The 15937-nt window shown below is 73.4% G+C and carries 15 protein-coding genes; 10 read left to right on the forward strand and 5 right to left on the reverse strand.

The genetic code is table 11. The annotated features are described in order from the left end of the window. Nucleotides 1–9: 9 nt before the first annotated feature. Nucleotides 10–1959: an acetoacetate--CoA ligase gene (locus OG570_RS24705; protein WP_326959597.1), complete on the reverse strand. Its 1950-nt coding sequence runs from the start codon at nucleotides 1957–1959 to the stop codon at nucleotides 10–12. A gap of 132 nt (nucleotides 1960–2091) precedes the next feature. Here OG570_RS24705 and OG570_RS24710 point away from each other — a divergent pair, with 132 nt between their 5' ends. Then, nucleotides 2092–3078 (forward strand): LLM class flavin-dependent oxidoreductase, encoded by a 987-nt coding sequence (locus tag OG570_RS24710; protein ID WP_326959599.1) that lies wholly within the window; start codon nucleotides 2092–2094, stop codon nucleotides 3076–3078. On the opposite strand, the gene OG570_RS24715 is transcribed toward OG570_RS24710, so the two are convergent. The 4 genes from OG570_RS24715 to OG570_RS24730 all read right to left on the reverse strand — a co-directional run bounded on the left by OG570_RS24715 (nucleotide 3075) and on the right by OG570_RS24730 (nucleotide 6592). Next, nucleotides 3075–4661 (reverse strand): sensor histidine kinase, encoded by a 1587-nt coding sequence (locus OG570_RS24715; RefSeq protein WP_326959601.1) that lies wholly within the window; start codon nucleotides 4659–4661, stop codon nucleotides 3075–3077. The two genes, OG570_RS24710 and OG570_RS24715, sit on opposite strands and share 4 nt — an antisense overlap. Then, the gene (locus OG570_RS24720; RefSeq protein ID WP_326959603.1) at nucleotides 4658–5371 is read right to left on the reverse strand and encodes a response regulator transcription factor; all 714 of its coding nucleotides are present in this window, start codon (nucleotides 5369–5371) and stop codon (nucleotides 4658–4660) included. Before OG570_RS24720 ends, OG570_RS24715 begins: the two co-directional genes overlap by 4 nt. Before the next feature lie 102 nt (nucleotides 5372–5473). Then, nucleotides 5474–6160 carry a TetR/AcrR family transcriptional regulator gene (locus OG570_RS24725; protein ID WP_326959605.1) on the reverse strand — a complete coding sequence of 229 codons (687 nt, stop codon included), beginning with the start codon at nucleotides 6158–6160 and terminating at the stop codon, nucleotides 5474–5476. A gap of 9 nt (nucleotides 6161–6169) precedes the next feature. Next, entirely contained in the window at nucleotides 6170–6592 is a 423-nt protein-coding gene (locus OG570_RS24730; RefSeq protein WP_326959607.1) for a hypothetical protein, read from the reverse strand. Nucleotides 6593–6804: 212 nt separating this feature from the next. Here OG570_RS24730 and OG570_RS24735 point away from each other — a divergent pair, with 212 nt between their 5' ends. From OG570_RS24735 to OG570_RS24775, 9 genes are all read left to right on the forward strand, one after another. Beyond that, entirely contained in the window at nucleotides 6805–9237 is a 2433-nt protein-coding gene (locus OG570_RS24735; RefSeq protein ID WP_326959609.1) for a tetratricopeptide repeat protein, read from the forward strand. Between the two features lie 746 nt (nucleotides 9238–9983). Then, a complete protein-coding gene (locus tag OG570_RS24740; RefSeq protein WP_247054947.1) occupies nucleotides 9984–10151 on the forward strand; it encodes a hypothetical protein in 168 nt (55 codons plus the stop codon). A 64-nt stretch (nucleotides 10152–10215) separates the two neighbouring features. Next, nucleotides 10216–10722 (forward strand): MauE/DoxX family redox-associated membrane protein, encoded by a 507-nt coding sequence (locus OG570_RS24745; protein WP_326959611.1) that lies wholly within the window; start codon nucleotides 10216–10218, stop codon nucleotides 10720–10722. Further along, nucleotides 10722–11225, forward strand: coding sequence for a TlpA disulfide reductase family protein (locus tag OG570_RS24750; RefSeq protein ID WP_326943174.1), 504 nt, complete (start codon nucleotides 10722–10724; stop codon nucleotides 11223–11225). The genes OG570_RS24745 and OG570_RS24750 overlap by 1 nt, the downstream gene beginning before the upstream one ends. Further along, on the forward strand, nucleotides 11222–13033 hold the full coding sequence (locus OG570_RS24755; protein ID WP_326959613.1) for an ABC transporter ATP-binding protein: 1812 nt from the start codon (nucleotides 11222–11224) through the stop codon (nucleotides 13031–13033). The genes OG570_RS24750 and OG570_RS24755 overlap by 4 nt, the downstream gene beginning before the upstream one ends. Further along, nucleotides 13030–13458: a S26 family signal peptidase gene (locus tag OG570_RS24760; RefSeq protein ID WP_326959615.1), complete on the forward strand. Its 429-nt coding sequence runs from the start codon at nucleotides 13030–13032 to the stop codon at nucleotides 13456–13458. The genes OG570_RS24755 and OG570_RS24760 overlap by 4 nt, the downstream gene beginning before the upstream one ends. Before the next feature lie 109 nt (nucleotides 13459–13567). Beyond that, a complete protein-coding gene (locus OG570_RS24765) occupies nucleotides 13568–14143 on the forward strand; it encodes a YbaB/EbfC family nucleoid-associated protein (RefSeq protein ID WP_326959617.1) in 576 nt (191 codons plus the stop codon). Between the two features lie 15 nt (nucleotides 14144–14158). Then, a complete protein-coding gene (locus OG570_RS24770; protein WP_326943170.1) occupies nucleotides 14159–14494 on the forward strand; it encodes a hypothetical protein in 336 nt (111 codons plus the stop codon). Then, nucleotides 14491–15885, forward strand: a complete 1395-nt coding sequence (locus OG570_RS24775; RefSeq protein ID WP_326959619.1) for a hypothetical protein — start codon at nucleotides 14491–14493, stop codon at nucleotides 15883–15885. The genes OG570_RS24770 and OG570_RS24775 overlap by 4 nt, the downstream gene beginning before the upstream one ends. Nucleotides 15886–15937: the final 52 nt, after the last annotated feature.

The following is a 15937-nucleotide window of genomic DNA, read 5'->3' on the forward strand; positions in this document are numbered from 1 at the left end:
ACGCGCACGTCAGCGCGCCCGGTCCGCGGCGAACCGCGCGTACCAGCGCAGCGCGTCCGGATCGTCGACCGACGCGATGTTCGCCGCCTTCGCCAAGTCCTTGCCGCTCAACAGTTTCTTGATCGGGACCTCCAGCCGTTTGCCGCTCAGGGTGTGCGGCACGGCGGGCGCCTCGATGATCTCGTCCGGGACGTGCCGGGCGGTCAGCCGCGTCCGGAGCGTGGTGACGATCTTCCCCTTCAGCGCGTCGTCGAGCTCGTGGCCGGGTGCCGGTACGACGAACAGGCCCAGCCAGTACCCGTCGCCGGGCAGGTCGACCCCGATCACCAGGGTCTCGGCGATCTCCGGCAGGGCTTCGAGCACGTCGTAGAAGTCGCTGCTGCCGAGACGGACGCCCTGGCGGTTGAGCGTCGAGTCCGACCGGCCGTGGATCGACACGCTGCCGTCGGAATGCAGCGTCACCCAGTCGCCGTGGCGCCAGACGCCGGGCCAGGTGTCGAAGTAGGACTCGGTGTAGCGGACGTCGCCGGGGTCGTTCCACAACGACACCGGCATCGACGGCATCGGCTGGGTGAGCACCAGGTCGCCGACCGCGTCGAGGACCGGCTCGCCGTCGTCGTCCCAGGCCGCGCAGTCGACGCCGGCGAGCCGCCCGCCGATGCGGCCCACGCGGACGGGGTCGTACTCGCTGGCGCCGACGAACGAGCCGGAGATGTCGGTGCCGCCGCTGGTCGAGTCGATCCGCAAGTCGGGGCCGACGTGCTCCATGACCCAGTGGTAGCCCGACGAAGGCAGCGCCGAACCGCTGACCATGACGTGCCGCAGCCGGCTCAGGTCGTGGTCCCGCCGGGGTGAGACGCCGGTGTTCGCCGTCGCCGTGATCACCGCGGCGCCGAGCAGCACGACGTCCGCCCGGGTCCGGGCCGCGACCTCCCAGACCGCGCCCGCCGGGTGGTTGGGGCTGCCTTCGTACAGCGTGACGGCCGCGCCCTGGGTGAGCGCGCCGAGCTGCATGTTCCACAGCGCCCAGCCGGTCGAGGTGCAGGTGAACATCCGCTCGCCGGCGCGCAGCCCGCAGTACAGCCCGGACCACTTCAGCGCCTCCAGGGTGATGCCGCCGTGGCCGTGCACCAGGCCCTTGGGCAGCCCCGTGGTGCCGGAGGTGAACAGCACCCACAGTGGGTGGGAGAACTCGACCTGCTCGAACTCCGGCGGCGCGTCCTGGGCCAGCAGCTCGTCCCACGGCGTCGAACCGGCCGGGTGCGGCCGGTCGAAGACGTACGGGACGTGGACGACGTGCCGCAGCGCCGGCAGCTCCTCGCGCAGCCGCGCGACGACGTCGCCGCGGTCGATCTCCTTGCCGTTCCAGTGGTAGCCGTCCGCCGCGATGAGCACGGCGGGCTCGAGCTGCGCCAGGCGCCCGATGACGCCGTCGGCGCCGAAGTCGGGGGAGCAGCACGCCCACACCGCGCCGACCGCGGCGGTCGCGAGGCAGGCGATCACCGCGTGCTCGGTGTTGGGCAGGTAGGCGCCCACGCGGTCGCCGGGGCGCACACCGGCCCGGCGCAGCCAGCCGGCCGCGGCCGCCACCGACCGGCGCAGGGCACCGAAGGTGATCTCGCGTGCGGGCCCGCCGCCCTCCCGGACGCAGACCAGCGCGGTGCCGTCGTCGGCCCCGGCGCGCAGCGCGTGCTGCGCCCAGTTCAGCCGCGCCCCGGTGAACCAGCGGGTGTGCGGCATGGGGTCCGCGGTGCGCACGCGCGTCCACGGCGTGGCGAAGCCGACCTCGTAGTAGTCGACGATCGAGCGCCAGAACCGGTCCAGATCCTCGACCGACCAGGCCCACAACGCGTCGTGGCCGGGAAACGGCCGCCCTTCGCGTTTCTCCAGCCAGTCCAGGTACGCGCGCAGCGGGGAGTTCGCGATGCGGTCCGCCGTGGGGCTCCAGAGCACGTCCATAGGGGAAACATAGAGACCGTCCGCCGTACTCCGCGGTGCCGTTGACGGGGATTTGAGAATCGCGTGTGATCGAGTTGAGCCGGCCGGCGCACGCTCTCCCTTCGACGACGACGTCACGAGGAGGCCGGACGCATGAAGCTCGCTCTGTACCTGCCCAACTTCCGCGACGAGGCGACGCTCAAAGAGCTCGAAGACCTCACGGCGCTGGCCGAGGACCTCGACTTCGACTCCGTCTGGACGCTCGACCGGATCGTCGTCCCGGAGGCGTCCGACCGCGCGGAGCTGCAGTACCCGTTCGGCATGATGACCGACCTGCCCAACGCCTTGCCGGTCGTCTCACGCGGCAAGTGGTTCCAGGGCATGACGCTGATCCCGTGGCTCGCCGCGAAGACCACGAAGGTCCGGATCGGCATGAGCATCATCGACACGCCGTACCGCTCGCCCGGCGTGCTCGCGGCCGAGCTCGCCACCCAGGACCACCTGTCGGGCGGCCGGCTCAACGTCGGCATCGGCTCCGGCTGGATGCCCGAGGAGTTCGCCGCCGCCAGCGTCCCGCAGCTGTTCCCGCGCCGGCACGCCCACGTGCGCGAGACGATCGAGATCATGCAGGGCATCTGGGCCAACGACTTGTTCGAGTACCACGGCGAGTTCGCCGACTTTCCGCTGTCGGGCTTCGGGCACAAGCCGATCCAGCAGCCGCCGCCGATCTTCTTCTCCGGCCTCAAGGACCCGAAGCGCTCGGCCAAGCGCATCGCGAAGTACGGCCTGCAGGGCTGGATCGGCATCCAGGACACCCCGGAGGACATCAAGCGCTGGAAGGGCGAGATGGAACGCGAGCTGGGCGAGCTCGGCCGCGGCTTCCCCGGCGGGTTCGAGATGTGCAGCATGATCTGGTTCGTCATCACCGACGAGCCGATGGACCGGACCCCGGCGGGCAAGGGCACGAACCTGCTGGCCGGCAGCGCCCAGCAGATCGAGGACATCCTCAAGCGCTACAAGGAAGCCGGGATGACGATGCCGCTGCTGTGGCCGCCGTTCCGCGACGTGCCGACGTCGAAGACGCTCGATGACCTCAAGCGGCTGACCGAGGAGATCATGCCCAAGGTCGACGCGGCCTAACGCGGCAGCCGCACCTCGACCGTCGTCCCCTCACCGGCGACGCTGGCCACGGCGAGGCGGCCGCCCATCGCCTCGGTGAGCCCTTTCGCGAGCGGCAGCCCGAGGCCGACGCCCTGGTCGGTGTCGACGCCGAGCCGGTCGAACGGCGTGAACAGCCGCTCCAGGTGTTCCGGCGCGATGCCCCGGCCGCGGTCGGCGACGGTCACGACGACGGCGTCGGCCTCGGTGCGGGTCGTGATCGTGACCGTGCCGCCGGTCCGGTTGTAGCGGACGGCGTTGCCCGCGAGGTTGAGCAGGACCTGCTTGAGCCGCCGCTCGTCGCAGTGCGCGGTGGCCGGCCCGCTCTCGTCGCGGAGGTGGACGCCCTCGGCGCCGGCAAGCGGTTCCAGCAGGCTCAGCACCTCGGCGACGACCGCCGTGACGTCGATGTCCACCGGGTGCAGCGGCAGCGCGCGGGCCTCGATCCGGGCGACGTCGAGGACGTCGTCGACCATGGCCAGGATGTGCCCGGCGGCGCCGTTGATGTGCTCCAGTGCCGCGCGCCGGCGTTCCGGCGGCAGGTCGAGCGAGCCCAGCAGCTCGGTGAAGCCGGTGACGGCCTGCAGCGGTGTGCGCAGCTCGTGGCCGAGGGCGGCGACGAAGTCGGTCTTGGCCCGGCTGGCCTGCTCCGCGGCCCGGCGCGCCACCTCGGCCTCGCGCCGGCCGCGGCGTTCCCGCTCGGCCGCGCGGCGCTGGGTGACGTCGAGGACGTTCGCGATCAGCCGGACGGGCCGGCCGTCGGGCCCGGCGACCGGCGACACCGAGACGACGAGGTCCAGCGTGCGCCCGTCGGGGTGGCGCAGGGTCGCCTCGTACGGGGCGGCCGGTTCGCCCGCCGGGGTGAGCAGCTCGTCGAGGCGGGCGCCGAGCAGTTCGAACTCCGTGCGCCCGAGCAGGTCCCGCAGCGCCTCGTTGGTCCGGGTGACGGCACCGTCGGGCCCGGTGATGGCCATGCCGGTCACGTTGTCGTCGAACGCCCGGCGGAACCGCTCCTCGCTGTCGGCCAGCGCGCCGAAGAGCGTGTCGTGGTCGATGGCCACCGACGCCAGGTGGGTGAGCCGGTCGACGAGGTCGCGTTCGCGGGGCGCGGGCTGGTGGGTCCGCTCGTGGTAGACGGCGAAGGTGCCGACGACGCCGGCCCGGCCGCGGATCGGCGTCGACCAGCAGGACCGCAGCCGATGGGCGCCCGCGAGGTCGCGGAACCGCACCCAGCGCGGGTCGGTCGTGACGTCCTCGGCGATCACCGGCACGCCCAGGTAGGCCGCCGCGCCGCAGGACCCGGCATCCCGGCCGATGGGGAGGCCGTCGATGCCCTCCGAGTACGCCGCGGGCAGCGACGGCGCCGCGCCGTGGTGCAGCGTCGCCGACTCGAGGTCGAGCAGCAGGATCGAGCAGTGGCAGCCGGGCATCAGCCGTTCGAGGGTGGTCGCGACCTCGGTCAGCACCTCGGCCAGCGGCGCGCCGCCCGCGATGCGCTCCAGCACCCCGGACTGCGCCCGCAGCAACGCTTCGGTGTCGCCGACGGCGTCGCGGACGGCCGTCACGGCTCGAGCCGGTAGCCGACGCCGCGGACGGTCCGCACGAGCCGCGGCCCGAGCTTCTGGCGCAGGCGGTGGACGTGCTCGGTCACGGTCGCCTCGCTCTGCCACTCGGCGGCGCTGGCCCAGACGCGTTCGAGCAGCTGGGCGCGGGTGAAGACCTGCCGCGGGTGCCCGGCGAGGAAGGCGAGCAGGTCGAACTCCTTGGCCGTCATGGTGATCTCGCGGCCGTCGGAGAAGACCTCGCGCGCGGCGTGGTCGATCCGCAGCCCGGTCGCGGCCACCGGCGGCGCGGGCGCGACCCGCCGCAGCACCGAGCGCACGCGGGCGGCCAGCTCGCCGGGGGAGAAGGGTTTGACGAGGTAGTCGTCGGCGCCGAGGTCGAGCCCGACGATCCGGTCGGTCTCGCCGCTGCGGCCCGACAGCACGATCACCGGCAGCGCGGTGCCGCCGGCGGCGCGCTCGCCGTCGCGCAGCCGCCGCAGCACGTCCAGGCCGCCGACGCCGGGCAGCGCGAGGTCGAGGATGACGAGGTCCAGGTGTTCGCGTTCGATGGTCTCGAGGGCCCGCCGGCCGTCGGGGGCTTCGGCGACCCGGAACCCCTCGGCCTCCAGCTGCCACGTCACGACGGTCCGCACCCGCGGGTCGTCGTCGACGACCAGTACCAGCCGCCCGGGGGCCCCGCGTCTGCCGGGCAGCGTCGCACGGGCGTCCATCGCGGGCTCCTTCGCCGACGGCCGGCCGCCACGGCGCGGCCGTCGTCCATGGTGCCTCACCTGCGGCGCGGTGGCCAGGTCCGGCGGATGCGCGAGGTTCGGTCAGAGGCCGATGGTGTCCGCGAGGCCCGCGACGTGGTCGCGGAGGAACGCTTCCTTGTCGCTCACGGTGTCCGCCGCGTACTGGCCGAAGGCGTCGAACAGGATGGCGCCGGTGACCGCCGACCACAGGCCGTAGACGCGGGCGACGTTGCTCGCCGGCATGTCGAGGCCGTGCTGCTGGCGCAGGCGTTCCATGTCCGCGCGGACCGGCTGGCTGAGCGTCGCGTCCACCTTGCGCAGCTTGCCCGTTCGCCACGCGTCCTCGGCCAGCCGGCCGAGCGCGGCGACGACCCGGGTGCCCGGCCCCACCGTCTGCTCGCCGGGCGCCGGGTAGCCGAGCACCGGCGTGCCGTAGAGCAGGGCGAACCGGGACGGTTCGCGCACCGCCCAGGCCCGCGCGGCGAGCACCGCTGCCTCGAGCCGCTTCCGGTGCGACCGGCGTGACGCCGCTTCGATGGCGGCGTCGACCTCGTCGGCGAGCTCGTCGTAGGCGTCGATGATCAGCAGCGTGATGAGCGCTTCGCGGTCGCGGACGTAGCGGTAGAGCCCGGAGGGCACGACGCCGACGTCCCGGGCCACCCCCCGCAGCGAGAGATCGGCCGGGAGCAACGTTTTCAGGTGTTCCCGGCCGACGCGCACGACGTCGCGCATCATCTGTTCACGCGCCGACTGCCGCGGGGTCACCATGGGCCGACCTTAGTGTCCACGCCGGACGAGCCGCCACGACCGCCACCCGCGGCAGACGACGTAGGCGAAGATCGTGGACAGCGCGACCCAGGAGTCGGTGATCGACGACTGGCCGCCTTCGGTGGTGTGGATGATCGTGAGGGCGAGGATCGCCGCCGCCACCTTGTGGGCGATGACCATCTCCCAGATCGCCGGGGCCTGTCGCGGCCGCAACGCGAGCATCGTCCACATCGCCGTGAAGACGAGGTAGCCGAAGGTCCGCCAGCCTTCCACCATGAGGCGGTCGTCGGTCGTCGCCGCCATCAGGAACAGCCCGTGGACGAACACCGCGAAGGTGGTCACGGCGTTGAAGGCCATCAAGCCGCGGCCGGCGAGGTCCCAGCGGCGGGTGGGAACGCGGCCGGCGAACGTGGTGGAAGTGGTCGTGGTCATGGGGATCGTCCCTTCTCCGGAGAAAGCGAGAACACTGTTCTCGGTCTGGGATCAGAGTGCCGCCCGCGCGCGGCGAAGTCAAGAACAGTGTTCACAAAAGTGAGCACCGTTCTCGAATGGGCCACTGAGCCTGCGTAACCGGTCGCTTGCGGACAGACACCCTGCGGCAAATCCATGGTCGTGGCCGCGGATCGCGGCCACCATGGGGCGTCATGGCGTTCACCGAAGCACCTGATCCCGGCCACGCGCGCACGCTGGCCGAGCTCATCGCCCGGCTGCGGCTGCTCAAGACGTGGGCGGGCGACCCGTCGTACGCGCAGATCGCCGAGCGGGTGAACCGGCTCTGGACGGCGGCCGGGCGCCCGCCCGCCGAGCGCACCGCCCGCACCACCGTCGCCGACTGCTTCAAGACCGGCCGCGCCCGGCCCAACACCGACCTGGTGCTGGCCGTCGTCGAGGTGCTGCACCCGGACCCGGGGTACGTCGCCGGCTGGCAGGACATGCTGCGGGTCGTCCGCAGCCGCGCGGAGGCGGCGACCTTCGTGCAGGCCCAGCTCGGCCTGCCCGAGGCGATCCCGCACTTCACCGGACGCCGCGCGGAGCTCGCGCGGCTGTGCGCGGCGCTCGGCGACGCCGCGGGCGGGCAGGCGTCGGCGATCGCGGGCATGGCCGGGGTCGGCAAGACCGGGCTGGCCGTGCACGTCGGCCACGAACTGCTGCGCACCGGCCGGTGCGACGACGCGCTCTTCGTGAACCTGCGCGGGTTCCACCCCGACCTCGGCCGGCCGCCGGTGGACCCGGCCGCGGTGCTCGACTCCTTCCTGCGGCTGCTCGGCGTGCCCGGGCACGCCGTCCCCGCCGACCTGCCGGGCAAGGAGCGGGTCTACCGGGAGCGCTCGGCCGGGCGGCGGCTGCTGGTCGTGCTCGACAACGCCCACAGCGAGGACCAGGTCCGGCCCCTGCTGCCCGACGCGCGGGGCGGCCCGGTGCTCGTCACCAGCCGGCTGGCCCTGCCCGGGCTGGCCGGTGCGCAGGTCCGGCTGGACGTGCTGAGCCCGGACGAGGCGCTCGCCTACCTGCGGCGCACCGTCGGCGCGCAGCGGATCGACCAGGAACCCGGCGTGGCCCGGCGGATCACCGCCGAGCTCGGCCACCTGCCGCTCACGCTGACGCTGGCCGCGTTGCGGATGACCGCGCCGGCCCACCGGTCGTGGCTGCTGGCCGACCACCTGGAGCGGCTCGAGCAGCGGCGGGCGCACCTGCGCCTGGACGACGCCGTGGACGCGTCGATCAGCCTGTCCTACGACCACCTCGGCGAGCCGGAACAGCGGGCCCTGCGGCTGCTCGCCCTGCACCCGGGCGCGGACCTGGACGTCTACGGCATCGCCGCGCTCACCGGCACCGGCCTGGCCGAGGCGACCCGGACCGCCGACCGGCTCGCCGCCGCGAGCCTGGTGCGGCGCCGCGAGGCGGACCGGTTCGAGCTGCACGACCTCATCCGCGCGTTCGGGATGGCGCGGGCCGAGGACGAGGACGTCTCCGCCGGCCGCCGGGCCGCATTGGCGCGGCTGCTCGACTACTACGCGTTCGCCGCCGCCACGGCGATGGACCACTACGCGCCGCGCGTGCGCGACCACCGGCCGCACGTCCCCGACCCGGGCCTGCCGATCCCGCCGGTGGCCGACCGGGCGTCGGCGGCGGCGTGGCTGGAGGCCGAACGGGCCAACCTGGTCAGCGCCGGCCTCCACGGGGTGGCGTCGGGCCACGCGGGGCTGCTGTCGCGGATCCTGTTCCGGTACCTGCAGACCGGCGGCCACATCCGGGAGGCGCTGGCCCTGCACACGAGCGCGACGGAGTCGGCGGACCCGGTCGCCCGCGGGCACGCCCTGCTGAGCCTCGGGGCCACCCACAGCCAGGTCGGCCGCTACGAGGTGGCGACCCGGTTCGCCGAGCAGGCGCTGGACTGCTTCCGCGGCGCCGAAGACCGCTCCGGCGAGTGCCGCGCGCTCGGCACGCTGGGCGCGATCGCCTCCTGGAACGCCGATTTCGCGCGCTCGGCCGGGTTCCTGCAAGGGGCCTTGGCGCTGGCCCGCGAGATCGGCGCCCGGGCGGGCGAACGCACCGCGCTCACCAACCTCGGCTACGTCCACGGCCGGCTGGGCCGCTACGACGAGGCGCTGGAGAGCCACCTGAAGGCGCTCGCCATCGACCAGCAGACCGGCGACCTGAGCGACATGGGCCGCACCCTGCTCAACATCGGCGACACGCACCTGAGGTCCGGCCGGGGCGCGGAGGAGGCCTGCGGTTTCTTCCGCCGCGCGACGGCCATCGCCCAGCAGGCGGGCGACCGCGACCTGCACCTGGAAGCGCTGCTGTGCCTCGCGGACGTCTCCCTGGACCTCGGCCGCACCGGCCAGGCGAGGGCGTCGCACGAGTCCGCGCTGGCGATGGCGGTGGACCTGGGCATCCTGCACCAGGCCGCCCGCGCGCACCTGGGCCTGGCCCGGGCGTGGACCGCACTGGGCGACCCCCCACGAGCCCGCCAGCACTGGCTGGCGGCCCGCGACCACCACCGCGAGCTGGGCTTGCCAGAACCGGCGGAGATCCCGGAGCCCACAGCCCGGACGGTAACCACCGGCGGCTGACGCCCGCCCGCCACCCGCCGCGGCTCTGCCGACCGTTCGCAGCGGAGGTCACCGAGGTTGAGGGCGGCCGAGTTCCGCCCCCAATCACGCGAGTCACGCCCCCGATCACAAGACACGCGCCCAATCACGCGAGTCACGTGCTCGATCACGTGAGATGCGCGGCCAGACACTTGAAATGCGCGCGCAATCACGCGAGATGCGTTCCCACTCGCGCGAGACATGCGCCGGGGCAAGGTCGGTTCGCGTACCCGGAGGGTCGGCTTGCGTGCCCAGGGGGTCGGCTCGGGGGCTGAAGGGTCGGTTTGCGTACCCAGGGGGTCGGCTCGCGTGCCTGCGGGGTCGGTTCGCGTACCCGGAGGGTCGGCTCTCGCACCCATGGGTCGGCTCAGGGGCCAGAGTTGGCTGCCGGTGGGTGAGGTTTCGGGCCTTCTCCGCTGCTCGCGGGGTCGAGCGTCTGCGGTGACCGTGTCCGGCTGCGGTGGGTGTGGTGGTTGGTGACCGTCGGTGGGCAGGCTTCCCGGTCCGTGCCGGGGGTCGGTCGGCGTGCGACGGCGGCCGTGGGCGCTGCCGGTGGGGGAAGCGGTGAGGCTCGGCCGCAACGCGCCGGGCGGTCGGTGAACGGGGGCGTCCGGGTTCGTCCGGGATTGCTGCTCTGGTCGTCTGTGGCGGCGATGCTCGCGGCCGGTGCGGGATCGCGGACTGCGGCTCCGTGCCACGTCGGACACCCACCGTCGAAGGGAGACACCATGCGGCGCCTCGTTGACCGCGTGCTCGACCGGATCGTGCCCACTGCCCAGGCCTCCGCCTGTGCTGGCGGCTACTTCTGCAACAGCGCGGGCCACCCCGGGTACTGGTACCGGTTCTGTTGCCCGCAGACCGGCTGCGAATGGTCCAAGATCCGCAGCACCTGCTGAACCGGTCCCGAACGTACCGGGCGGTGTCCGCGCGAGCGGGCACCGCCCGTGGGAAAGGAGTGCCGTGGACTACCTCCGTGCGGCCTGCGCGACGCTGATCGCCGTGGTGTTCGCCGCCTCGTCGGTGTCGAAGCTCCGGGACTTCCGCGGGTTCGCGCGGTCGGTGCCCGCGCTGGTGCCGATGCCCGCGAACGCCGTGGTGCCGGTGTCGGTGGCCGTCGTGGGGGCCGAAGCGGGCGCCGCGGTGCTCGTGGTCGTGCCGGCCACCGCGACGGCCGGCTTCGTCCTCGCTTCGTTGCTGCTACTGGCTTTCGCCGCCTCCATCGGCACGGCGCTGCGTCGCGGGCGGCCCGCGTCGTGCCGCTGCTTCGGCACGGCCGACACCCCGGTCGGCCCGCGGCACCTGGCGCGCAACACCGTGCTGCTCTGCTTCGCCGTCCTCGGCGCCTTCGCGCCGGAGCACCTGCCACCCGTCGCCGGGGCCGCTCTCGCGGTCGCGGCGGGCGGGGTGGCGGCCGTCCTCGTCATCGCGATGGACGACATCGCCGTCGTGTTCGCAAGGAGTTCCTGATGCCCTTCGTCGTCGCCGCTCTGGTGCTGCTCGGCCTGCTGTGCCTGGTGAACCTGCTCCTGACCGTCGGGATCCTGCGCCGGATGCGGGCCCAGGCCGCGGCGGGGTCCGGGCCGCTCTTCGCGCTGCGCCCCGGTTCGGCCGTCGGCGAGTTCGCCGCCACGACGACCGACGGCGAGCCGCTCACCACCGCCACGCTGGACGGCACGGTGGCCTTCTTCTCCGCCGACTGCCCCGCCTGCCACGACACCCTGCCGGACTTCCTCGCCTACGCCCGGGAGCAGGGCCGCGACCGCGTCCTGGCCGTCGTCGGCGGGGACGACGCGGACACCGTGCGCGCGCTCGCCGAGGTCGCCCGGGTGGTGCCGGCGGACCTCGACGGCGGCCCGGTCGCCGCCGCGTTCCGCAACACCTGGACGCCCGCGCTGTACGTCGTGGCCGACGGGCGGGTGGTCGCGACCGCGGGCCGGGTGCCCGAGCTGACCGTCCCCGCCGGGCGGTGACGGTGCGCGAACCGGGCCGGCTGCGCGACGCGGCCGCGGCCGCCGCCGTGCTGCTGTGGCGGTCCGGCCCGGCGCGGCTGGCCGGGCTGCTGGTCATGACGGCGGCCGCGGCCACCGCGCCGATCGCCACCGCCTGGCTGACCAAGCTCGTCCTCGACCGGCTCGTCTCGCGCGCCGGCGCCGTCGGCGGCCTCGCCGTGGCGCTGGCGTGCGCCGGGCTCGCCGTCGCCGCGCTGCCCGTGGTCGTCCACTACGCCCGGGCGCAGATCGGCCGCGCGGCGAGCACCGTCGCCACCGACGGGCTGTTCGCCGCGCTGGGCCGTCAGGTCGGGTTGCGTACCTTCGAAAACCCCGCCTACCAGGACCGGTTGCGGCTGGCCCAGGAGAGCTGCGGCCGGATGCCGGAGATCGTCGACGGCGTCGGCGGCACGCTCAGCGGAACCCTTTCGCTGGCCGGGTTCCTCGGCTCGCTGTTCATCCTGAGCCCGGCGATGACCGGCGTCGTGCTGGCCGCCGCGATCCCCGCGCTGCTCGCCGAGCTCCTGCTCGCCCGGCGCCGCGCCGCGGTGGAATGGCGCGTCGAGCGGTTCGCCCGGCGCGAGTTCTTCTACAGCCAGCTGCTCACCGGGATCCCCGCCGCGACCGAGATCCGGCTCTTCGGCATCGGGGCGTTCCTGCGCGCCCGGCTGATGGACGAGCGCCGCAGCGCCAACGCCGCCCAGCGCCGGATGGACGAACGGGAGCTGCGGACCATGGGCGGCCTGACGGCGCTGAGCGCGGCGGTCGCCGGGGCGGGGCTCTGGTGGGCGATCACGTCGGCGCGCGACGGGTCGCTCAGCGCCGGCGACGTCTCGATGTTCGTGGCCGCCGTCGCCGGGGTGCAGGCCGCGCTGGGCACGCTCGCGTCGGCGATCGCCAACGGCCAGGCGCGGCTGCTGTCGTTCGCGCACTACGTCGCCGTGGTCCGCGCGGAACCCGATCTGCCGAGCGGTTCCGGTGACCCGGCACCCGCGTTGCGGCAGGGGATCGAGCTGCGCGACGTCTGGTTCCGCTACAGCGACGACCACCCGTGGGTGCTGCGCGGGGTGGACCTCACCCTCCCGCACGGCGCGGCGGTCGCGCTCGTCGGCCTCAACGGCGCGGGCAAGAGCACGCTCGTGAAGCTGTTGTGCCGCATGTACGACCCGACGCGCGGGCGGATCCTCTGGGACGGCGTCGACCTGCGCGACATCCCGCCCGCGTCGCTGCGCGAGCGGATCAGCGCGGTGTTCCAGGACCACATGAACTACGACATGACCGCGGCCGAGAACATCGGGCTCGGCGAGCCGGCCGCGATGAGCGACCGCGCCCGGCTGGTGGCCGCCGCGACGCGGGCGGGCGCGCACGACCGGATCGCCGCGCTGCCCCGCGGGTACGACACGCCGCTCACCCGGATCTTCGAGATCGGCACCGACACCGAGGACGCGTCCACCGGGGTGGTGCTCTCCGGCGGGCAGTGGCAGCGCCTGGCGCTGGCCCGCTCGCTCGTGCGGGAGGGCCGGGACCTGATGATCCTCGACGAGCCGAGCTCCGGGCTCGACCCGGAGGCCGAACACGAGGTGCACGCGCGCATCCGCGAGCACCGGCACGGCCGCACGAGCCTGCTCATCTCGCACCGGCTGAGCGCGGTGCGCGACGCCGACCGCATCGCGGTGCTCGAAGACGGCCGGGTCGGCGAGCTGGGCACGCACGAGAGCCTGCTCGCCGACGGCCGCGGGTACGCGCGCCTGTTCCGCCTGCAGGCCGACGGTTACCAGGCCGTGCCGTGAAAGCGCTGGTCTTGGCCGTGCTGCTGGCCGCGGGCGGTGCCGTCGCCGCCCGCCGGCTGCTGATCGTGACCACAGTGGACGGTGCGAGCATGGCCCCGGAACTGGCGTCCGGCGACCGGGTCCTGGTGCGCCGGACCCACCGTCCGCGGCGCGGCCGGGTGGCCCTGCTGCGCTACCCGCGGTTGCCGAGCGGCGCGCCGGTGGGCGAGCAGCTGCTGCTCAAGCGCGTGGTGGCGGTGGCGGGCGACCGCGTCCCGGCCGGCTGGGCCGACCCGGACGTCCACGGCCTCGGCGGCACGGTGGTGCCGCCCGGCTGCACCGTCGTCCTGGGCGACAACCGGCCGACCAGCTGGGACTCCCGGCACTACGGGTTCGTGCCGCGGGACCGGCTGGTCGGCGTGGTGGTGCGGCACGTCTTTTCTTGAGTGAGCCTCACTTCCCGCGTTCAGCTGGCGGCTCTGTCCGTGTCACCTGACGTTAAATGAGCACTGATTGACTTCACTCGTTCACGAACTTTCTCGCGACGAGGACAAATTGACCCAGTCAGTGCCCCCCGGCGGCGACCCGCTGGCCGCGTTCAACGCCGATCTCGAGGAACTCCAGGCCAAGGCCGCGGCGGCGCAGGAACGGCTCCAGGCCGCCGTCGCCTCCGTGCAGTCGCCGGACGGCGCGGTCTCGGTGACCGTCGGCCCGAGCGGGGTGCTGCAGGACCTCCGGTTCGGCCCGCGCGCGTACGAGCGTCCCCCGCAGGCCCTTTCCGGCCTGGTGATGCAGCTGATCGGCCGCGCGCAGCAGAAGGTCTCGGCCGAGGTCGCCGACGCGTTCAGTGGCATGGTGGGCGAGAACTCGGCCGCCCGCGAGCTGCTGACGGAGTTCCTGCCGTCGCCCGAACCGGACGAAGGCGCGCAACCGGACAACGGCTTCGCGGTGCCGCCGGAAGCCGGCGCCCGCCCGCAGAGGCCGGTCCCGCCGCCGCAGCGCCCGTCGCCGCCACCTCCGCCGCCACCGCCACCGCCACCGCCGCCGCCGCAGCCGCCGCAGCAAGGTCCGCCACGTCGTCGTCCCCGGTCCACGCCGGAAGAGGACGACGGCGAAAGCAATCCCTGGTAGTACGGAGGAGAACCAGTGGTTTCCGGAGCAGGTTTCTCGGTCGACCCGGCCGAGCTGCAGAAGTTCAGCCAGTTCCTGTCGGGCACCACGCAGCCGGCGGTGCAGGACGCCGCGAACCGGATGCAGGCGGCCAACGGGTTCGACAACGCCGCGTTCGGCATCCTGCTCGCGCAGGTGCTGGCCGTGCCCTCACGGATCACGATGGGCGTCATCACGGGCGAGATCTCCAAGCTCGTCGGTGACATCGGGAAGTCCGCCGACGACGTGAAGAAGGCCGCCGAAACGTACGCGACCCACGACGCGAACACGGCGCAGGGGCTGCGCACCTTCGAAACGGAGTTGGGCAAGTGACCGTTCCCATCACGGCATCGAACTCCACCACCGGGGCCGGCGTCTTCGACAGCTGGAAGCAGGTGGGCGACTCGATCGGCAAGGTCCAGACCGAACACGGCGGCGATCTCGCGGCCGTCAGCGTCGAGCTGGGCATCAACGTCATCAGCGCCGCGCTCGACACCGTCGCGTTCGTGATGGACCCGCTGGCGAAGCTGATCGCGGCGGGCCTGGGCTGGCTGATCGAGCACGTCTCGTTCCTGAAGTGGCCGCTGGACCAGGTCGCGGGCAACCCCGCGGAGGTCACGAAGATCGCCAACGAGCTGCACAAGATCGGTGAGTCGCTGCGCAACACCGGCACCGAGCTGGACGACACCCTCAAGGCCACGATCACGCAGTGGGAGGGCAAGGGCTACGACAGCTTCCTGAAGTCGATCGAGGACCGGAAGGGCTGGATCGCCGCCAACGCCAAGGCGTCCGACGTCGCCGGCTACATGGTCGAGACCACCGGGGCCCTGATCGGCGCCGTCCGCTCGCTGCTGCGCGACATCATCACGACGATCCTCGGCGACATCATCTCCACGATGCTGATCGCGCTCGCGCTGGCCATCCCCACCTTCGGCGCGTCGATCGCCGTCGGCGTGGGCAAGGTCGTCGCGCAGGTCTCGATCCAGGTGGCGGCGATGACGGCGAAGCTCGCCAAGGTCGTCGCCTACGCCGGGCGCACGCTGGCCCGGCTCACCGGGCTGTCGAAGCTGGTCAAGGGGAAGCCGGGCTCGTCCGGTGCGGGCCACGAGCTGAGCAACCTGCCGCCGCGTCCGGGTGGTGGCGTCCCGAACTTCTCGCGCCCGTTGCCCCCGCCGCCGGGCACCGCGGTCACGCACAACGGCCCGCCGGGAGGCGGCGCCACACCGAGCACCCGGCCGCCGGGTGACGGCACGACCCCCAACTTCTCGCGGCCGCTGCCCCCGCCGGGCACCGCGGTCACCCACGACGGCCCGCCCGGAGGCGGCGCCACGCCCAGCACCCGGCCCCCGGGCGACGGCACCACGCCGAACTTCTCGCGGCCCCTGCCGAAGCCCGCGGACCCGCCGCCCGCGCCCAAGCCGCCGTCGCCGAAGTCGAAGCTGAGCGACCAGGACATCTCGACGATCAAGAAGCACGAGGACTGGCTGAAGACCAAGTTCGGCGACAGCTACAGCAAGATGAAGTTCGTCGACGACTGGCTGAAGGAGAAGGCACCGGACTACTACCCGATGCTGAAGGCGCTGTCGGACGCCAAGAGCTCGAAGAACTTCGTGGGCTGGGCGGGCAAGGACATCGTCCAGGTCGACCGCGGCCTCACCGACATCCAGATGCAGGCGGAGGCCGCGTGGGCGGAGGAGGACAAGAAGGAACAACAGCCGAGCTAGGCGCCTGGGAACGCCGTCCACCGCTTTCGTGGTGGACGGCGTTTGCCGTGGT

It is taken from the genome of Amycolatopsis sp. NBC_01286, assembly GCF_035982555.1.
Taxonomy (GTDB): domain Bacteria; phylum Actinomycetota; class Actinomycetes; order Mycobacteriales; family Pseudonocardiaceae; genus Amycolatopsis.